This window comes from Trinickia sp., assembly GCF_051953955.1.
Taxonomy (GTDB): Bacteria; Pseudomonadota; Gammaproteobacteria; order Burkholderiales; family Burkholderiaceae; genus Trinickia.
The window spans coordinates 19646-38496 of the sequence record NZ_JBQCIF010000048.1 but is presented as its reverse complement, the minus strand read 5'-3'; the positions used below and the strand labels follow the sequence as shown (position 1 = coordinate 38496).

Genomic DNA, 18851 nt, shown 5'->3' with positions numbered 1-18851 from the left:
TAACGGAGCTGACGCACCATGACCGAAAACCATCGCATGGAGCGCGACACGTTCGGCGAAATCGCCGTACCGGCCGCGCGCTTGTGGGGCGCGCAGACGCAACGCTCGCTGCTCAATTTCAAGATTTCGACCGAGAAGCAGTCACCCGAACTCATCACCGCCCTCGCCGTCATCAAGCGCGCCGCGGCCGAGGTCAATCTCGAGTTGGGCGTCTTGTCCGAGGATAAAGCGCACGCGATCATGCAAGCGGCCGACGAAGTCATCGAGGGCCGCCACGCAGGCGAATTTCCGCTGGCTGTCTGGCAAACCGGTTCGGGCACGCAAACGAACATGAACCTGAACGAGGTCATCGCCAATCGTGCCAGCGAATTGCTCGGCGGCGAGCGCGGCGAAGCGCGCAAGGTGCATCCGAACGACGACGTCAATCGTGGCCAGTCGTCGAACGACGTATTTCCGACGGCGATGCACGTCGCGGCCGCGAGCGCGATCGTCAAACACCTGTTGCCGACGCTCGCCACGCTGCGCGCCACGCTCGAGGCGAAGTCGAGCGCCTTTGCCGACATCGTCAAGATCGGCCGCACCCACTTGCAAGACGCGACGCCGCTCACGCTCGGGCAAGAGTTCTCGGGCTACGCCGCGCAACTGGCGCACGGCATCGCGCACGTGGAATCGGCGCTGCCTCACTTGTACGAGCTCGCGCAGGGCGGCACGGCCGTCGGCACGGGGCTCAATGCCCATCCGCAATTCGCCGAGCGGGTTGCAGCGGCGATCGGCCGTTTGACGGGCATCCCGTTCGTCAGTGCCCCGAACAAATTCGAGGTGATGGCCGCGGCCGACGCACTGGTCTTCGCGCATGGTGCGCTAAAGACGGTGGCCGCGAGCCTCATGAAGATCGCCAACGACGTACGCTGGCTCGCGAGCGGTCCACGCTGCGGCTTGGGTGAAATAGCGATACCGGAGAACGAGCCGGGGAGCTCGATCATGCCGGGCAAGGTCAATCCGACGCAGTCGGAAGCGGTCACGATGCTGTGCTGCCAGGTGTTCGGCAACGACGTGGCGATCAATCTCGGCGGCGCGAGCGGCAATTTCGAGCTGAACGTGTTCCGTCCGATGATCGCGCACAACGTGCTGCAATCGATCCGCCTGCTCGCGGACGGGGCGCAAAGCTTCAACGATCATTGCGCCGTCGGCATCGAGCCCAACCGCGCGCGCATCGATACGCTGCTGAACGAATCGCTGATGCTCGTGACGGCGCTCAACCCGCACATCGGCTACGACAAGGCCGCGCAAATCGCGAAGAAGGCGCACAAGGAAGGCACGACGCTGAAGGCCGCGGCACTCGCGTTGGGGTACGTGACCGAGGCGCAGTTCGACGAATGGGTGCGTCCCGAGGCAATGACGGGACGGAGCGGGTAAATCGACGGGCGGGCGGCCGACGGAGCCCGCCCCGTCCAGCAGGAAATCACTACGCACCGTTAAGGGTTTCCTTACGCTTTTTTCGGCCTAGCGCTCAATGTATTTTCACGGCGCGCCCATTAAGATAAGCGTGACGGCAGAATCGTTAGGACTACTAATTGATAGGCGGTAGGTCATTTCGCCGCCGTACACGGCCGGCCTGAGGCGCGGCCACGTTCATTGTCCAACCCACTACCGGCCGAGACGGCAAGACGTTTCGGTTGCGTTGCTTCCACGCTATCTATTGATCCAGGGCGTATCTATTGATTCTGAGCGCTGAGCTTTCGACTCGAAAGGCAAACGTTTGCGTCGAAAGATGCGGGCGAACGCCGTACGACAGAACGGGAAAAAAAACGAAGATGAAGATAAAAGGTCGAATCCACCAGGGGTTCTGGGCTGCTTGTGCGGTGTTGCCCTTGGTTTCATGCAGCGGCGGATCGTCCGGCACAGCCGGCACGGCCGGCACCGTGCAGCATGCTTCCACGCAGGCCGTGGCTGCCGCAGCGGTTCCAGGGGCCGCGGCCACGAGCTGGGCCAGTGTCACATGGGGCGGCGGCGGCTATGTCACCGGCCTCATCTATCATCCGACCAACGCGAGCCTGCTCTACGCGCGTACCGACGTCGGCGGCGCCTACCGCTGGGACGCGACTTCGTCGTCGTGGATCCCTCTGACCGATGGCCTCGGCTTCGGCCAAACGGAAGGCCGGTATCACGGCGTCGAAAGCCTCGCCCTCGACCCGACCAACGACCAGATCGTCTACATGGTCACCGGCGACACCACGTACTGGGGTGCCAACGGCCGCATCTATATTTCGGCCGATCGCGGCAACACTTGGACGTGGTATAGCCTGCCGTTCTCGGTAGGCGGCAACGATACGGGCCGGGCTGTCGGCGAGCGCCTAGCGGTCGATCCCAACGATCCGTCGACGCTGTTTTACGGTTCGCGCACGGCAGGCCTATGGAAGAGCACGGACTCGGGCCACACCTGGGCCCAAGTCACGGGGCTGTCGTCCACCACGATGACGGGCACGCCGATCGGCGTCGAGCAGGTCGTATTCGACACCTCGACCATCGGTAGCGGCCAGCCGACTTGGATCATGTGGGCCTCCATCGCCCCCGACTATGCCAACGCGGCGGGCCTGACCTCGACGCTGTACAAATCCTTCAACGGCGGTGCGACATGGACGCCGGTCCCGGTCCCATCCACTGTGTCCGGCTACTATATTCCCCACATCGTTCGCACGGCCGACGGCCTGTTCTACATGGTGTTCAACAAGAACGCCGGACAAGGCGCCGTCGGGCCTGGCTATCTCTACCAATTCGGTGCCAGCGACAACAACAACTGGACCTTGCTCAATAGCAGCGCCAACGGGGGCTACGGCGGCTTGTCGGTCTCCGGCCTCGGTTCGAGCGCCCGCATCGCCCTGGGCGTGACGGGCACGTGGGGCAACTACCCCGGGCAGCAAGTCACCCAGATCTCCGACGACGGCGGCAATAGCTGGCGCGAAATCGAAGCCAACATGACGCACACGGGCGGTGACGGCTACTCGGGCTGGAACGAAGACACCGTGATCGATCCGGCCAACCGCGATCACATCATGCATATCTTCGGCGGCGGCATCTGGGAAACCACGAACGCCTCCTCGGCCGCGCCGACCTGGAACCTCAAGGTGAACAACCTCGAGGAAACCGCGACCTTGTCCGTCACCACGCCGCCGGCCGGCGCGCCCTACAAGCTCATCAACAGCGCGGGCGATATCGGCACATGGGTCATCACGGACCTCACGACTCGGCCGACGCTTGGGCCCACCGCGAATTGGAGCAGCGGCAACGCGGCTGATATGGCTTGGTCCGATCCCCTCTACATCGTCGGCGCCGGCGTGGCGAACTGGTCCGGTGCCGGCGGCTTCGGCTTCTGGTCCGGCGATGGCGGCAACACGTGGGCGAACTTCGCGAGCCTGCCTGCCGGTGCTCAAGCGAGCACTGCCGCCACCGGCAACATCGTGGCCACGTCGCGCAACAACGTGGTCTGGGCCCCGGCCAATTCGGTGCCGTCGTACACCACGGACAATGGCGCGAGCTGGACCGCGACGAACCTGCCGGCGCTGGCGGTGGTCGGCCAAGGCTGGCCGCGCGGCTATCGCTTGGCGGCCGATCGCCGGAATCCGAACAAGATTTACGCCTATGATTCGGGCGGCGCAACATGGGCGACGCCGGGCAAGGTCTATGTCTCGACCGATGGCGGTCATACGTTCGGCCTGAGTCAGGGTTCGGTGTCGGCGAACCTCGCCCCCAACGACTGGAACGACAGCTCGATCGCGGTCAACCCCAACGTCGAGGGCGACATCTGGCTGAGCGACGGCAACGCCGTGTACCACTCGGTGGATTCGGGAACGAGCTGGACGAAGCTGAGCGGCTTTGCTTCCGCCAACGGCGCGCCGGGAGCCAGCCAGATCGCGTTGGGCAAGGCGGCCGACGGCAGTTCGTACTCGGCGGCGATCTATGTGGTGGGTACGATGAACGGCGTATGGGGCGTGTATCACTCCGACGACGGCGGGGCGACCTGGTCGCGCTTCAACGACGATGCGCATCAGTTCGGCGGCATCCAACACATCGCGGCCGACTGGAACACCTACGGGCGCATCTACGTCAACGGCACTGGCCGCGGTCTGATCTACAGCAATTGACGTTCATCGCCCGATCGACCATCTGGTAACCCCTTGCAATTCGTCTGAGCGAGGGGTGAACGGAATGGGTAGTCGTCACGACCCGAAAGCCGGCCACCCGCTTTCGGGTTTTTCATGCGCCGGCCAGCAGCGATGCCGGCCGCACCCCCCTCAATCCGCCAACATCGCCTCGTGCTGCAACCCGAGCATGAAGCCGCCCCAATGCCGCCCGCCGACGAACACCGGCTTCGACACGAGCACGAAGATATCGCCCACATCGCGCACGTAGGCCTGAAACAGAAATTCACGGGTATCGTCGCCGCACTTCAACAGCATCGGATTGCCGTTGTGAAACCGCTTGTCTCTCGAATGAGCGAGGTTGCGCGCTGGATCGGCCGTCTGCGGCTGGCAGTACTTGCTCACGTGCGTCGGCGGATACGTCTCGCCTTTCGTGACCATCACGGCCAAGTCGCAACCCGGTATCCGTGCCGCCATCTCATCGTAGAACGGCCGGAAGACTTTCTCGAATGCCTGGTCGTACGACGTTCGATATTGCGTCGGATTCGTGCCCGCAATCGCTTTGTAGTTCTTGTCGAACACGTCGAAACCGTTGCGCATCAGGTCGCCCAACATCGCTTCGCAGCGTGCGGCGCCGGCATTCAGGTGGGCCACCACGCGGCCGAATGCGCCATCGGACGCTTGCATTCGCCCGAACTGCTCCATGACTTGCTCGGACGAGTGCATGAGCGTCTGCGACGTCTCGATGCAAGTCTTCATCAATGCCGACATCTCGTCCGACAACTCACGCATGTCTGCGGCATGCTCGCGGATTTGGTGATTGTTATCGGCAGACGCCGCCACCGCCTGGCTGATCGCACCGATTTCCTCGGACACGCGCGCACTGCCGTCGGCAAATCGGCCGAGCTGTTCGGTCGCACCGCCGATCACATCGCAGCTGGCACCGATGTTGGTCGAGATCGCTTCGGCGGCATCCGACGTTTGCCGCGATTGCGCGCGGATCGCCTCGATCTGCGCCGTCACTTCGGCTGCGAGGGTGCGGGTGCGCTCCGCGAGCCGGCGCACCTCGGCCGCGATGACGGCGAAACCGCGCCCCGACTGCCCGGCGCGGGCCGCCTCGATCGACGCGTTCACCGCGAGCAGATTCGTCTGGCTCGAAATCGCCCCGATTTCACCCACGACGCCGATGATGGACTGCGTGCCCTCCATCAGCTTGCCGATGTTCGCATTGAACGCAGTCATCGTCTGCGCCGCGTTTCGTGCTTTGTCGTTCGCCGAGACCATGTCGGTCCGCGTGTTCGCCAGCCCGGCCGCGAGTTCATCGGCGACGCCGGAGATCACATCGACACTGCGGCGAATCGAATCGACCTCGCTCGCGCTGCGCTCGATCGATGCGAACATCTCTTGCGCCAGTTCGGCTTGCTTGCCTGCGCGGCCGTTGGCGTCCTTCACTTCTTTGCCGATTTGCGCGGCCTGCACGGCGACAGCGGTGTTGTGCTTTCGGATCGCCCGCAGCAGCATGGCCTGCCCAGCCCCAGCCGTGAGCACCATCGCCCTCAGCGCGCCGATTCCCATCGCCTTGAACGCGCCCTTCATCCCTCCGCTCCCACCGGACTGTCTTCCCCGACCGCGGCAGCAACCGGCGCCTGGCGCGACCCGGCCTGCGCCGCGCGAGCGCCCGCCCGCGTGAGCAAAGCGGCATGCTCGTCGCAGAACGCGAGACCCGCCTGATAACCGGCCTCAAATAGCAGCTTCATGTTGGACGCCGACCAATCGAGCATCTTCGGCCAGTGGCTTTCGGGAACATGCGCGGTCAGGTCGACCTTCAGCAGTTTGCGCTTGGGCTTGCCCGTCGCCGGATCGATGTTGTGCTGCAGTTCGAACAACCGCACGTCGTCCTTCGACAATTGCACGAGCGGATTGATGATCGAATGCACCCACGAATCGTAGAGGGAACGCGGCGTGCGGATCAGCTTGTCGAGACCGAGGATGTCGAACACGACGAGCGTGTCGAGATCGCGATGGATTCCCGGCGCGGCAGGGTCGTCCGATACGAGCGCCTTGAAGTTGATCGTATCGATCGCGGATCCCTCGATGTACTCCTCGCCGCCGATTCGATACGGCGGATAAATCATCGGGAACGCGAAGGCGGCCTGCATGTGCTCGACCGTGATCTCGTCTTTGCCCCAAATCGTCATCTCGCCCCGCGTCGTGTTGTAGGCGTTGATGTAGAACTCGGGCGCGATGTCCGGCACGGCGGCAAAATCGATCGCCTGCGCGGCGAACGGCAGATGCGCGCATAGGCCGCGGCTCGCCGCGGTGAGATCCGTCGGGCTCGCGGCGGCAAAGCCGAGCCGCAGCCAATCGGCCCATAGGCCGGTCATGTAGTTCGGCGAAAACGTGTCGAACAACGGCTGCGTAAACGGCGACGTCAAGAGTGCGTTCCGGTATGCGCCGGCCGCCGCGCCGGGCTTCATGAAGACTTTGTAGTTGACGGGAAACCAATCGTAGATGGCATCGTCGACGCCGACGTTCTGCCATTGCGTCAAAGCGGCGCGTGGATCGCCGCCAGCGGGCGCGGCATAGAGCAACCCCATCAGCGCGCCAGCGCCTGCGGTCGAGATGATGTCGAAGAAGATGCCCCGATCGATGAAGGCGACGAGTGCGCCCGCGACGAGGCTCGAATTCGGCGCGCCGCCGCTGATCAGCAACGCTTTCTTGCCCTGCTCGGGAGCAACGGCCGCACGCCGTTCAGGAGCGGCTTTGGAGGCGGGGCGAGTGGCCATGCGAAGTTCTCCGTCGGCTGGTGGTCGTTCGTACTTACGGCAGCGGACGGCAATTCTTTAGACTTATTCCTCGAATCGGCACTTCGCCGGCGGCAAAGGGCGCGACGACGTGCTTCTCATCGTGCTTCTCATCGCGCTTCTCATCGCGCTTGCCATCGCTAACCGGCCTCCGACTGCGCAGGCCCAACGTCAAGCACGGGCTGCTGCTTCGGTTCGCTAGATCGAGCCCTTGGCCATCTCTTCGGGCTTGAGTTCGACGATCGCGTCGAGCGCCGCTTTGACATCCATCGCGTACTTGGCCACGCGCTTTTGCTCGTCCGTCCGCGGCTCGAACGCCGGCACCGGAATCGGCGTGCCGTTTTCATCGACGGCCACGAACACGACGAGGCAATCGGTAGTCAGGCGCAGTTGCCCGCTCTTGGGATCGCCGGCATGCACGGTGACGTGGATGTGCATGCTCGTGCGGCCCGTTGCGACCACGCGTGCACGCAATTCCACGAGATTGCCGACGAGAATCGGCCGGCGAAAGCGAATGTTGCCGACGCTGACGGTCACACAGTAGCGCCCCGACCAGACGGCCGCGCAAGCGTAGGCCGTCTCGTCGATCCATTTCATCAATGCGCCGCCGTGCACCTTGCCGCCGAAATTGACGGAAGTCGGCTCGGCCAGGAAACGGAACGTGGTTTCCGAACGGTCCAAGGGGGTCGAAGGCGTGCTCATCGTGGCTCCGGTGATGCGCGTTCGCGCAGCTAGAAAGGAGCCGATTATACGGGTGCCAATATTGGCCCTCCGTGGCCCCGGCCCCATGCGCGCACGATTTCAGGCTCGCCCGCCGATGCCCGATGACGCCGCCGCATCGAGCGGCGCAAAACGCTCTCGGTAATTGAGCGGCGGCACACCGAAGCGTCGAACGAATGCACGCCGCAAATTTTGCTCGGTGCCGAAGCCGCAATCGAGCGCGATTCGCTTCATCGGCCGGCGCGATTGAGCAAGCGAGCGAGCAGCCGCTTCGAGCCGCAGCGCCTCGACGGTCTTGGCCGGCGTACGTCCGACCGCTTCGACGTAGCGCCGCGCAAACGTGCGCGGCGACATGCGGGCCCGCTCGGCGAGCCGTTCGACCGAAAGATCGCCGCGCAGGTTCGTGACCATCCAGGCATGCAGCGCGTCGAACTCCCCCGTCGCGCATTGCTGCGCATCGAGCGTCGCGCTGAACTGCGATTGCCCGCCAGGGCGCTTCATGAACACGACGAGCCGTCGCGCCGCCTGCATCGCAACCGCATGCCCGAAATCTTCTTCGATCAGCGCGAGCGCCAGATCGATGCCGGCGGTCACGCCCGCCGAGGTCCAAACGGCGCGGCCCTCGCGCACGTCGCGGATGAAGATCGGATCGGCATCGACCTCGATTGCCGGGAAGCAACGGGCAAGCTCGTCGGCACTGCGCCAGTGCGTCGTCGCACGGCGGCCTTCGAGCAAACCGGCGGCGGCCAAATAGAACGCACCGACGCACACCGAGCAGACACGGCGCGCCCGCGGCGCGGCGCGCTCGAGCCACTTCACGAGCTGCGGGTCGAGCACCATCCGATCGGCCACGAACGTGCCGGCGACGATGATCGTGTCGATCGGCTCATGCTCCAGCGCATCGAGCCGCTCGACGACGACCGGCAGGCCGACGTGCGTCTGCAGCGTGCCGCCTTCGATCGATGCGACGCGCAATCGATAGGCGACGGCCTCGTCGCCGATGCTCTTGCGCGCCTGGCGCAACTCGAGCTCGGCTCGCCAAAACGCTTCGAGCGGGCCGCATGCGTCGAGCAACACGAGATGCGGTGCGACGGCGAACACGATTTGACGTACGGGGCCTGTTGCGGGCGCAATCATTAGGAATCCTCACCGATTGAAAAGCGATTCGTTTCGCTGGCCTCACGACATGCCGGCTGCGGCAAGCGTACTCGCACGCGCGCGCGACCATGCATAAACGAGCGTTACGCCAGCCGCCACCGCCAACGCCGGCAAGATCGACGCGCTCACGGCGGACCAGCCGAATCGGGCCAGCAACTGTCCCGCCGTCAACGACGCCAGCGCGGTGCAAGCGAACGTGGTGAACTCGCTCGTGGCCTGCGTCTTGGCCCTTTCGCTCGGACGATACGATTGCGCGAGCAAGGTCGTGCCGCCGACGAACATGAAATTCCATCCCACGCCGAGGCAAGCCAGCGCCGCGTAGAAATGCGGCAAATCCGTGGACGAGAGCGCGATCGCTCCGCACGCCGCCGACAGCACGATGCCCGCGCCGACGATGCGCAACACACCGAAGCGGGCGATCAAGCGCGCGGTGAAAAACGACGGCGCATACATGCCGACGAGATGCCATTCGATGATGCGGGCGCCGTCCCCGATCGTATGGCCGCAGGCGACCGCCGCGATCGGCGTGGCCGTCATCACGAACATCATGACCATATAGCCGATCGCGTTGTTGGCGAGGGCCGCCATGAAAATCGGCTGCCGGATGATCTGCAAGAGCGGTCGCGCACCGGGCTCGGAAGCGCTCGCCTTGGCCGGCGCTCCCGCCGAAGCGTTCGCCGCGGCGGCAGGGCCCGCATTGCGATAGCCGGCCAGCACGAGCGCCATCGATGCGAGGCCGAGCAGCGTCACGAGCGCATACGAACCGGCGAACGTGACGGGCGCGAGCCAATCGCGGCTCCAGGCGGCAAGCGCAGGCCCGAGGACGGCGGCAACGACGCCCCCCGTCAACACCGTCGAAATCGCCCGGCTTTTCGCGTGCGTCTCGACGGCATCGGCCGCCGCGAGGCGGTAGTACTGCGCGAAAGCCTGGAACACGCCGACCGTGGCGGTGCCGCAGCAAAACAACCAGAAGCTATGAATGAAGATCGCGTGCACGGAGATGGCGCCGCCCGCCGCACCGACGGCCGCGCCCAACGCGAAGCCGGCCCGGCGGCCGATGCGCGCCATCAAGAACGAGGCGAAGATCGTCGTCAGCGCGGCGGCGACGGTGATCAGCGAGAACGGCAGCGTCGCGAGCGCTTTGTCGTCGGCGAGCGTATAGCCGACGAGACCCGTCAACGTGAGATCGATCGAGACGGACGACGTGTAGAGCGCCTGGCAGAGCGCCAGAATGCGCGCATTGCGGCGGCCGGCATGTTCGCGGCCGAGTTCTACGGTCGAGGAAGCGTGCATCGGGTACCTCTGGCGGGACGAGAAAAGTCGTATCCTCCCCCGAGCCGAATTGGCAGACGTGCCAATGATGCATCAATTCCTGCCAACGTGTGCGATCGCAGCGCATCGCTTGGCCCTTCGACGTTTCGGTCCGCCGGCACACTTCGATTCAGCCGCGCACCGGGGCCGCGCACTACTTGTGAAGGGTGATGCCCTGATCGATCGTGCCGTACATCGTGATGCTGCCGCCGCCGGACGAACCACCGCTCTGCGCGCAGCCGACGCACAGCCACGCGGCCAAAACAACCGTCAACCACGCTTTCATTCATGCTCCTGCTCAAAACCGCTTGAAAACCGTGCCGAAACGGCATTCTAGCGCCGTCCCCCACCCCTTTCGGCGTTGAGCTTTCGGCGTTGAGCGCGCTGCTTCGGCAACTGGGATCCGAGACGGCGATCCGCCGCTGCGGCGTCTTTTCGCTAGCGACCGTCCACAACCGGTCTTCAGGCCGGGGTCCCGGCTCACCGCCCTGAAGGGCGGAGTTTCAACCCGGAGTCAGGTTTACGATGAATCGAAGCAAATCGAAGCGAATCGAAGCACCACTGCGCATTCCATACTTCATGTTACGCAGAAGCATCGATTGCATCCGGCGTTTACAGTTGAGCCTTGCACTCCACATCGACTCGACGAGGACACGCCATGGCCACCCTCCCCTCCGATTCCGAACGCGAGACCGCTCACTTCCCGGGCCTCTCGCGCATCGGCGCGCTGCTTGCCGATCCTGGCCGCGCCGCAATGCTGTGGTCACTGATGGACGGCAGCGCAAGACCCGCCGGCGAGTTGACGATGATCGCGGGACTCTCGCCTTCGGCGGCGAGCGGCCACCTCGCCAAACTCGCCGAAAGCGGCTTGGTGGCGCTCGAGGTCAGGGGACGCCACCGCTATTACCGGATCGCGACACCCGAGATCGCCGCGGCCATCGAGGCGCTCGCGCACCTGGCACAGGCCAGCGCGCCGGCTCGGCCCGCGCCCGTGGCAGGGCGCACGGTGCCGCTCGATATGCGCTACGCGCGCACCTGCTACGACCATATGGCCGGCGAGCTGGCCGTACGCGTCTTCGATCACCTCCTTGCGCGCGGCTGGCTCATCGACGAAGGCGGCAACGTCGAAGCCACGGAGGAAGGCTCCGTCATGCTCACACGCTGGGGCATCGACGTCGGCGCGCAGCGCGCACGCAAACGACGTTTCGCCTGCACCTGCCTCGATTGGAGCGAGCGGCGCGCCCATCTGGGCGGGGCGCTCGGCGCAGCGCTGCTCGATCATTGGACGCATCATCGCTGGGTCGAGCCCGCCGAAAAACCGCGTGTGCTGCGCATCACGCCCGCCGGGCACGAGCGGTTCGACGCGTTGCTTTCGGCTTGAGCGGCCGCACCCCGATATTTTTGGTTACACGCAGGAACGGACCGCTACAAAACGGAGCGCATTGATACACGCGGTGGGGCTACAGTGCTGTCACGGACCGTCGTACGATCCGACACCAAAAGAGATCCCCATGACCACCGCCACCCGCACATCGCTGACGACTTTCCGGCGCATCGCCGGCTATACCCTGCTCGCGCTCGCGCCGTTCACGTTCGCCACGCGCGCCGCGTTTGCGCAAACGCCGCCAGCGCCCGACGGCGCACCCGCCATGCAAGCCGGCGATCCGCCGGGACGCGTCGCCCGTCTGAACTACATGGCCGGTACCGTGACGACCGAGCCGGCCGGCGCGACCGACTGGTCGTATGCCGCCGTCAATCGTCCGCTGACGACGGGCGATCAACTCTGGAACGACGCCAATGCGCGCTCGGAGCTGCACATCGGTTCGACAGCCGTGCGTCTGGGCTCATCCACGAGCCTCGACGTCATGAACCTCGACGACACCCATGCGCAATTGAAAGTCGCGCAGGGCACGTTGTCGACGCGCGTGCGAGAAATGCCGAGCGGCTCGTCGTATGAAATCGACACGCCCAACGTCGCGCTCGGCGTGACGCGGCCCGGCGATTACCGCGTCGACGTTGCGCCCGACGGCAGCACGACGACGGTGACGGTGCGCAGCGGAGCGCTCACGGCCTACGGCGATAACGGGCAGGTGCCCGTCGAGGCAGGGCAGCAGATCACGTTCACGGGGACGAACCTGCAAGAGGCATCCGTCGCAGAGGCGCCCTCGCCCGATGCCTTCGATGCGTGGGCCGCGCACCGCGACGCCGCGGAAGACCGGTCGGTTTCGGCCCGCTACGTGTCGCGCGACATGCCCGGCTACGAGGATCTCGACGCGAACGGCACGTGGAGCAACGATCCGCAGTACGGCGCGATCTGGGTGCCGAATCAAGAGCCCGCCGGTTGGGCGCCCTACCATGACGGCCATTGGGCTTGGATCGCGCCCTGGGGCTGGACGTGGATCGACGATGCGCCGTGGGGCTTCGCACCGTACCACTACGGGCGCTGGGCGTACGTACGCTCGTCCTGGTGCTGGGTGCCCGGGCCGCTCGTCGTCAGCGCGCCGCCCGTCTATGCGCCGGCGCTCGTCGCGTTCGTCGGCGGTGGCGGCGGCGTCAGTTGGGGTGTCAGCCTGACGATCGGCGGCGCCGCGGCGGCAGGGCTCGCCTGGTTCCCGCTCGGCCCCGGCGAAGTGTGGCATCCGGGCTGGGGCGGCTGGAGCCCGCACTACTACGAGCGTGTGAATCGGACGGTCATCGTCAACAATAACGTCAACATCACCAACATCCACAACACGTACGTCAACTATCGTGCGCCGGGCGCCGTCACCGCCGTGCCGGCCACCGCGTTCGTGCACGGCCAGCCGGTAGCACGGTTTGCTCAGCATGTCGATCCGCGGCAATGGCGGAACGTCAAATTCAGCCCGGGTGCGGCAGGCGTGGCGCCGGTACGCCAAAGCTTCGCCTCGGGACTACGCCCGGCTGTCAACCATCCGCCGCGGACGCTGGCCGCGCGTCCCGTCGTCGCGACGCGCGCGCCGGCTACGCCGGCCGTCTACCGCGATCCGCTGGCCCGGCACCTCGCGCAAGCGGGCGGCAAAGTGCCCGGCGCGGGCGCGCCTGTCGTGCGGCCGGCAACGCCGGGTTCGGTCGCGGGCCGTGCCCCGCAAATGAACATGCACGACGTACGCGTCGTCGACACACATACGCCCGTCATCACGCCGATGCACGGTCGTGCGAACGTCCCGCAGCGCGGAGAGCAGCCTGGCACGCAACCGCATCCGGAGACTGGAGCGCAGCCGCATCCGGAAGCGGGCGCGCAGCAGCCGCACGAGCCCAGCACGGGTCAAGCGCCACGCTCCAGCGCCGAGGTGCCGGCGCGCGCTCCAGCAGCAATGGAGCATGCACAGCCGAACAACGGTGTGCCGCGCCCGCCCGCGATGAACCATCCGCCCGCCGAGCGCGGCGGAGAAGCCGGTGCACGCCCCGCTCCGTCTTGGACGCAGCCGCATGCGCCCGTCACCGAGCAGCATCCGCCGATGAACGAACAGCGGATGCAGCCTCAGCCGCATGCGCAACAGCCGCAGATGCAACCGCGTGCTCAGCAGCCGGAGGGACAGCCGCGTGTCGAGCAGCCGAGCCCGCAACCGCGCAACGAGCCTGCTCGACAGGAACAGCCGCGGGCGGAGCCGCAGCCTCGCATCGAGCAACCGCAGCCGCGTCCCCAACCTCAGCCCCACGTCGAGCAGCCGCGACCGCAGCCACAGCCTCAGCCCCACGTCGAGCAGCCGGGCCCTCTCACGCAGCCTCAGCTCCACTTCGAGCAGCCGCGTCCTCAGCCGCAGCCTCAGCCCCACGTCGAGCAGCCGCGCCCTCAGCCGCAGCCTCAGCCCCACTTCGAGCAGCCGCGTCCGCAGCCGCAGCCTCAGCCCCACGTCGAGCAGCCGCGCCCTCAGCCGCAGCCAAGGCCTGAGCCCGCCCCGCAGCAGCACCCGCAACATGAGCAGCAACATGCAGCGGCGCCGGCGCATCCCAGCCGCGAGCATCGGCAAGGCTGACGGCGACCGCCGATGAAACGACAAAGCCCGCGAATCGCAAGGCACGACCTATCGGCACCTTGCGATTCGCGGGCTTTCTTTCGGCGTAGCCGGCAAATTAGCCGGCGCGGCCCTCCGCGCTCAAACGGCCATCGGCGCGGTCAACGGGTCGTGATGCCGATAGCCGGCGAGCGAGAAATCGCCCGGCTCGACTCGCTCGAGCCATTCTGGCGCGTACACACCCGTCTCCGCATAAGCCGGAACGCGATCGGCAATGACGAGCCGCGGGCTTTCATACGGTTCGCGCTCGAGCTGCCGCTCGAGCATATCGAGCTGGTTCTCGTAGATGTGCGCATCGCCGATGAAATACGTGAACCAACGCGGCGCATAGCCGGTCAGCCGCCCCACGAGCGACAGCAGCGCCGCCCCTTCGGCCAGATTGAACGGCGTGCCGAGCCCGACGTCGTTGCTGCGGATATAGAGGCACAACGAGATTTCCCGGCGCGCGACGTTCGGCAGGAACTGATAGAGCAAGTGGCAGGCAGGCAGCGCAATCTGATCGAGCAGCGCGGGATTCCAGCCGTGAAACAGAATACGGCGATCGGCGGGATTGCTCATGATGGTGTCGAGACACTGCCGCAGCTGATCGATCGCCTTGTAGAGGAGCACCTTTTGCACACCCGCTTCCTCGAACTGCGTGACGATGCGGTAGCCGCGCACGGTGGCATCGGCCACGCGCGCCGGGTGAGACGCGTCGATCACCTTGTAGCCGGGCCACTTGCGCCATTGGACGCCGTAGACGTCGCCAAGGTCGTCCGTCCCCTCGCGGTACGGATTAGCGAGCCACTGAGCGTTCTCATTCGCATTCGCATCCCAGACCTTGCACCCGAGGGCGCGGAAATCGGCCGCGCTGCGCGACGCGCGCAGGAACCCGATCATTTCGCCGATCGCCGATTTGAACGCGAGTTTTTTCGTGGTGACGGCCGGAAACCCTTCCTGCAGATCGAAGCGCAGCATCGCGCCCGGCATCGTGATCGTGCGAATGCCGGTGCGGTTCTCCTGCCAGGTGCCCGTATCGAGGATCGTGCGGACAAGGTCGAGATACTGTTTCATGCGCTGGGGTCCTTCGGCTCGTGCGAGCGCTGGTGCTCGTGGCGCACGGCCGCCTTCGCGCCGCGCAAAGCGCGATTTTACCAAGCAGCGAGAATTCCGCCCGGCGCCGCGCTCGAGCGGCACGGGGCAAAGGCCGGACAGCTCGAGCACGGCCCCGCTTCGTCAGCTCGACAGCCGCTGATCGCCGGGCTCCGGGTGGATGTCGCGCATGCCGTGCGAGCTCAATAGCCGGTACAGCGTCACGCGCGAGATGCCGAGCTCCTGAGCGGCATCGCCGTAGCGGCCCCGATGGCGCAGCAGCGCAACCTCGATCACTTGCCGCTCCGCCGCTTCGCGCGCCTGTGCGAGCGAGACGGGCGCAATCTCTACGTACTCTGCCAGTTCGAGATCGTGGGCCGTGATGTGCCGCCCCTCCGACATCACGATCGCCCGCCGCACGCGATTGATCAGTTCGCGCACGTTGCCGGGCCACGCGTAATTGTGGAGCGCCGCGATCGCATCGGCCGAGAACCCGCGCAGCCGGTGCGTGCCGTCCTTTCGAAAACGCTCGAGCATGTGACGGGCCAACAGCTCGATGTCCTTGCCTCGCGCGCGCAGCGGCGGCTCGTCGATCTGCAGCACGCAGAGCCGATGATAGAGATCGGCGCGAAATCGTCCCTCGGCCATCGCCCGCTGCATGTCGATATGCGTGGCCGAGATCACGCGCACGTCGACCGCGATCGATTCGTGGCCACCGAGCCGTTCGATGCGGCCCTCTTGCAGAAAGCGCAGCAGGCTCGCTTGGCTTTCGAGCGGTAGGTCACCGATCTCGTCGAGAAACAACGTGCCGCCATGCGCAGCTTCGATGCGGCCGATCTTGCGCTGATGCGCGCCCGTGAATGCGCCGCGCTCGTAGCCGAATAATTCGGACTGCAGCAGATGCGTCGGAATGGCGCCGCAGTTGATCGCCACGAACGGCGCCGCGCGGCGCGCCGAGCGCTCGTGGATCGCGACCGACGTAAGCTCCTTGCCCGTGCCCGATTCGCCCGAGACGAAGACGGGCGCATCGGTCATCGCCACTTTTCGAATCATGCGAAAGAGCATTCGCATGGCCTCGCACGAACCGACCATTTCTCCTTCGCCCGTATGCGCGGGAGGCTCGTCCTCTTCCTCGTCGCGCGCGCCGAGCACGACCATCCCATACGCATGGCCGACCGAATCGACGATGCGCGGCGCTTCATAAGGCATGGTGATGTAGTCGTAGCAGTAGTCGAGCACGAGGCGGCGCAGCGCGCTCTCCTGCATTTGCCCGGGTGCCGTGGCCGCGACCCAGCCGACGTTCGGCCTCGTCAAACAAGGTTCGAGCGCAATGATCTCGTGCGAATCGAAGCGGCTGGACAGATCGAGCAACCCGCCGGCCGCGGCGTCGCTGCGTAGCGCCCGTCGCGCATCGCGCGCACTGGCCGCCACCTCGACTTCCCAGCCGCGCGCATTGAATTGCGCGCTCAATTGCGTGTTGACGTCGCGAGTGACGTAAATCAGGTGTCGATTTGCGGGTTCCATTGTTCAGACCTCTTATGGATGAACGGGAAGCGAAACACCGTGCCATCGCCGATGCGCCGGCGCACGCTCGCCTCTGACCCGCCCGGGTGGGCGAAGCCCGCTCACAGTCCTTTGCCCAAACTACCGCGACCCCGCAAATGAATTATTAATAGCAATTGCCGTGTGCTCGGCTTTTTAATCGACGTGAAACTGTTCACACAGCTTACTATACGACCCGTCATTCAGACACCCGCACCGACCGTAAGAATTGAAACAAGAGAGGCCGAGGCAAGCGCCATGCGGTTTGGCGCGGATAGTGCAGCGCAATGTTAAACGTCGATTCGTGGCGCTTTTACGACATGGGATTTCCGCCGACGAATCGGCTTCCCCAATGCTTTTCGATATGCCGTTTCAGCCCTGAAACGGATTTCGGCGTTTGAGTTTGCCGCAGCTCGGGCAATGACGAGAAAAGCCAATTGCCGCAACGGTTTCGCGCCCATGGCACAGCTTTCGCGTTAGCTCCGCGCAACACGGAGAGACGCCATGCACCTCGTTCACCCCATTTCGCTTCGTTCCCGCGCGGTCATCGTCGCAGCGCTTGGCATCGCGCTCGCCGCATTCGCGGCGCCGGGCCGGGCGCACGCCGGCGCACTGAGCGATAGCGACGTACGCGCGACCGGCGAAGCCGCGCTGTTCGCCGCCGAATCGCCGGTAAGCAATGCCGCCGCGCTCGACGACCGTGTGCTCGCGCGTCAGCGCGGCACCGGCCCGGGACTCATGACGGTCGGCGCATCGATGCAAGTCCTCAAAGGCTCGCCCTCGGTGACGCTCTGGGACGAAATCGCGCCGCCCGCACCGGTGCCGGTACCGGCCGATTCGGCCCATGTGGCTCAGAGCAACGCGGTCAGCTATTTCCGTCAGTAGCGCAGCGAGCCGATGGCTCATCCTTGCCGGAGAACCCGACATGATCCTCACCCTCTTCGCCTCGAACCGGCGCCTCGCTCGAGCGGCACTTGCGCCGAGCATCGCCGCGGCGCTCGCGGCCATCGCACCGAGCGCTCACGCACAGGCGAACGATCGCTCCGGCGACATCATCGTCGAGCGCCAAGTCATGCCGCGCGATGCGTTCAAGGCGCTGCCCCGAGACGAGAACCCGGTCGCTGTGCGCGCAACGACTTTCCCGGCCCCGGCATTCGATTCGTCGGTCGCCACGCTCGTGTCCGACGCGGATCTCACGCAAGCGCACGGCTCGCAAGGCATCGCGGGCACCGGCCTCGGCGGCGGCGCGGCGAGCCTGCAGACGTTGACGAAGGTTCTCGGCGGCTCGGCGACGGGCAGCAACGTCGCCATGGGCCCGGGCGGGCTCGCGCCGACGACGACAGGCATCGGCGGCAAGATCTCGACGTCGGTGACGGGTGCACTCGCGCCGTTGAGCTCGGCGCTCTCGGGTGTCGGAGGGCTCAAATGAACGCGCACATCGCCATGCGCCGCGCACGCGCGGCCGCCGCTGTCGCCGCCGGCTTCGCAGCGCTCGCAGCCTCACCGACGACGTGGGCGCAAACCACCCCCGTCGTCACGGGCAACGCAGCCATTGCGGCCGATGCCTTCGCGGGCTCGAAAGGCGTTCTCGCCGTGAACGAAGCGGCGGGGCTCGACAACGCACAAACCAATCAAGCAGCGATCGTCTTGGCGCCGAACGGCGTCGCCGGCACGAGCTCGGCGCAACGCGTGCAAGCCAGCGCGCGCGTGCCGAGCGCGGTGGCCAGCATCGAAGACGGCGCCTTTTCGAACGTGTCCGGCGTGACGATGGTGAATCAAGCGGCGGGCGCGGCCAATCTCCAACGCAACAGCGTCGTTCTCGGCGCTGCCGCGCAAGGAGTGGAGAGCGTGTCGGACAGCGTCTTGTCCGCCGCCTCTCCCAAGCAAGGACGTGTGGATGCATCGGCGATGGCCCATGGCGAGCGCGCGGTGCACATCGGCAACGATGTGCTCAAGAACGCGAGCGGCATCGCGCAAATCAACCAGACGGCCGGCGCCGGTAATGCCACGGCGAATAGTTTCGTGCTCCGTCCCCCGGCGGGCACTTTTTTCTAACGCAGCACCTCTTCGTA

At 65.7% G+C, this 18851-nt stretch carries 15 protein-coding genes; 7 read left to right on the top strand and 8 right to left on the bottom strand.

The window, feature by feature from the left end:
• Positions 1-18: 18 nt before the first annotated feature.
• Together fumC and ACTHNZ_RS09290 are read left to right on the top strand one after the other, a co-directional pair.
• The gene (gene fumC / locus ACTHNZ_RS09295) at positions 19-1416 is read left to right on the top strand and encodes a class II fumarate hydratase (protein ID WP_440542215.1); all 1398 of its coding nucleotides are present in this window, start codon (positions 19-21) and stop codon (positions 1414-1416) included.
• Between the two features lie 506 nt (positions 1417-1922).
• Complete coding sequence (locus tag ACTHNZ_RS09290; RefSeq protein ID WP_440542214.1) at positions 1923-4142, top strand: dockerin; 2220 nt, start codon at positions 1923-1925, stop codon at positions 4140-4142.
• Positions 4143-4292: 150 nt separating this feature from the next.
• Here the strand turns inward: ACTHNZ_RS09290 and ACTHNZ_RS09285 are convergent, their stop codons facing one another.
• The 6 genes from ACTHNZ_RS09285 to ACTHNZ_RS09260 form a co-directional block, all read right to left on the bottom strand.
• Positions 4293-5735, bottom strand: coding sequence for a methyl-accepting chemotaxis protein (locus ACTHNZ_RS09285; RefSeq protein ID WP_440542213.1), 1443 nt, complete (start codon positions 5733-5735; stop codon positions 4293-4295).
• Positions 5732-6925: a patatin-like phospholipase family protein gene (locus ACTHNZ_RS09280; RefSeq protein ID WP_440542212.1), complete on the bottom strand. Its 1194-nt coding sequence runs from the start codon at positions 6923-6925 to the stop codon at positions 5732-5734. The genes ACTHNZ_RS09285 and ACTHNZ_RS09280 overlap by 4 nt, the downstream gene beginning before the upstream one ends.
• Before the next feature lie 216 nt (positions 6926-7141).
• Positions 7142-7645, bottom strand: a complete 504-nt coding sequence (locus tag ACTHNZ_RS09275) for an acyl-CoA thioesterase (protein ID WP_440542211.1) — start codon at positions 7643-7645, stop codon at positions 7142-7144.
• A 99-nt stretch (positions 7646-7744) separates the two neighbouring features.
• Positions 7745-8800 carry a GlxA family transcriptional regulator gene (locus ACTHNZ_RS09270; RefSeq protein ID WP_440542210.1) on the bottom strand — a complete coding sequence of 352 codons (1056 nt, stop codon included), beginning with the start codon at positions 8798-8800 and terminating at the stop codon, positions 7745-7747.
• 42 nt (positions 8801-8842) lie between these two features.
• Complete coding sequence (locus ACTHNZ_RS09265) at positions 8843-10114, bottom strand: MFS transporter (protein WP_440542209.1); 1272 nt, start codon at positions 10112-10114, stop codon at positions 8843-8845.
• Positions 10115-10286: 172 nt separating this feature from the next.
• Positions 10287-10418, bottom strand: a complete 132-nt coding sequence (locus ACTHNZ_RS09260) for a hypothetical protein (protein WP_440542208.1) — start codon at positions 10416-10418, stop codon at positions 10287-10289.
• A 372-nt stretch (positions 10419-10790) separates the two neighbouring features.
• Here ACTHNZ_RS09260 and ACTHNZ_RS09255 point away from each other — a divergent pair, with 372 nt between their 5' ends.
• Both ACTHNZ_RS09255 and ACTHNZ_RS09250 read left to right on the top strand, forming a co-directional pair.
• A complete protein-coding gene (locus tag ACTHNZ_RS09255) occupies positions 10791-11513 on the top strand; it encodes an ArsR/SmtB family transcription factor (RefSeq protein WP_440542207.1) in 723 nt (240 codons plus the stop codon).
• Positions 11514-11643: 130 nt separating this feature from the next.
• A complete protein-coding gene (locus tag ACTHNZ_RS09250; RefSeq protein WP_440542206.1) occupies positions 11644-14127 on the top strand; it encodes a DUF6600 domain-containing protein in 2484 nt (827 codons plus the stop codon).
• A 120-nt stretch (positions 14128-14247) separates the two neighbouring features.
• On the opposite strand, the gene ACTHNZ_RS09245 is transcribed toward ACTHNZ_RS09250, so the two are convergent.
• Positions 14248-15219 (bottom strand): thymidylate synthase, encoded by a 972-nt coding sequence (locus ACTHNZ_RS09245; protein WP_440542205.1) that lies wholly within the window; start codon positions 15217-15219, stop codon positions 14248-14250.
• A 162-nt stretch (positions 15220-15381) separates the two neighbouring features.
• Complete coding sequence (locus ACTHNZ_RS09240) at positions 15382-16761, bottom strand: sigma 54-interacting transcriptional regulator (RefSeq protein WP_440542204.1); 1380 nt, start codon at positions 16759-16761, stop codon at positions 15382-15384.
• Positions 16762-17283: 522 nt separating this feature from the next.
• Between ACTHNZ_RS09240 and ACTHNZ_RS09235 the strand changes: the two genes are divergently transcribed.
• From ACTHNZ_RS09235 to ACTHNZ_RS09225, 3 genes are read left to right on the top strand one after another with little or no spacing between them, the layout of a single operon-like run.
• Entirely contained in the window at positions 17284-17664 is a 381-nt protein-coding gene (locus tag ACTHNZ_RS09235) for a hypothetical protein (RefSeq protein WP_440542203.1), read from the top strand.
• Between the two features lie 40 nt (positions 17665-17704).
• Positions 17705-18208, top strand: a complete 504-nt coding sequence (locus ACTHNZ_RS09230) for a hypothetical protein (RefSeq protein ID WP_440542202.1) — start codon at positions 17705-17707, stop codon at positions 18206-18208.
• A complete protein-coding gene (locus ACTHNZ_RS09225; protein ID WP_440542201.1) occupies positions 18205-18834 on the top strand; it encodes a hypothetical protein in 630 nt (209 codons plus the stop codon). Before ACTHNZ_RS09230 ends, ACTHNZ_RS09225 begins: the two co-directional genes overlap by 4 nt.
• The last annotated feature ends 17 nt before the right edge of the window (positions 18835-18851 follow it).

Bases quoted from the DNA above. Each gene is read 5' to 3' on its own strand.
- fumC (WP_440542215.1), top strand. From the start codon at position 19: ATGACCGAAAACCATCGCATGGAGCGCGACACGTTCGGCGAAATCGCC.
- ACTHNZ_RS09285 (WP_440542213.1), bottom strand. From the start codon at position 5,735: ATGAAGGGCGCGTTCAAGGCGATGGGAATCGGCGCGCTGAGGGCGATG.
- ACTHNZ_RS09280 (WP_440542212.1), bottom strand. From the start codon at position 6,925: ATGGCCACTCGCCCCGCCTCCAAAGCCGCTCCTGAACGGCGTGCGGCC.
- ACTHNZ_RS09275 (WP_440542211.1), bottom strand. From the start codon at position 7,645: ATGAGCACGCCTTCGACCCCCTTGGACCGTTCGGAAACCACGTTCCGT.
- ACTHNZ_RS09270 (WP_440542210.1), bottom strand. From the start codon at position 8,800: ATGATTGCGCCCGCAACAGGCCCCGTACGTCAAATCGTGTTCGCCGTC.
- ACTHNZ_RS09265 (WP_440542209.1), bottom strand. From the start codon at position 10,114: ATGCACGCTTCCTCGACCGTAGAACTCGGCCGCGAACATGCCGGCCGC.
- ACTHNZ_RS09260 (WP_440542208.1), bottom strand. From the start codon at position 10,418: ATGAAAGCGTGGTTGACGGTTGTTTTGGCCGCGTGGCTGTGCGTCGGC.
- ACTHNZ_RS09255 (WP_440542207.1), top strand. From the start codon at position 10,791: ATGGCCACCCTCCCCTCCGATTCCGAACGCGAGACCGCTCACTTCCCG.
- ACTHNZ_RS09250 (WP_440542206.1), top strand. From the start codon at position 11,644: ATGACCACCGCCACCCGCACATCGCTGACGACTTTCCGGCGCATCGCC.
- ACTHNZ_RS09245 (WP_440542205.1), bottom strand. From the start codon at position 15,219: ATGAAACAGTATCTCGACCTTGTCCGCACGATCCTCGATACGGGCACC.
- ACTHNZ_RS09240 (WP_440542204.1), bottom strand. From the start codon at position 16,761: ATGGAACCCGCAAATCGACACCTGATTTACGTCACTCGCGACGTCAAC.
- ACTHNZ_RS09235 (WP_440542203.1), top strand. From the start codon at position 17,284: ATGCACCTCGTTCACCCCATTTCGCTTCGTTCCCGCGCGGTCATCGTC.
- ACTHNZ_RS09230 (WP_440542202.1), top strand. From the start codon at position 17,705: ATGATCCTCACCCTCTTCGCCTCGAACCGGCGCCTCGCTCGAGCGGCA.
- ACTHNZ_RS09225 (WP_440542201.1), top strand. From the start codon at position 18,205: ATGAACGCGCACATCGCCATGCGCCGCGCACGCGCGGCCGCCGCTGTC.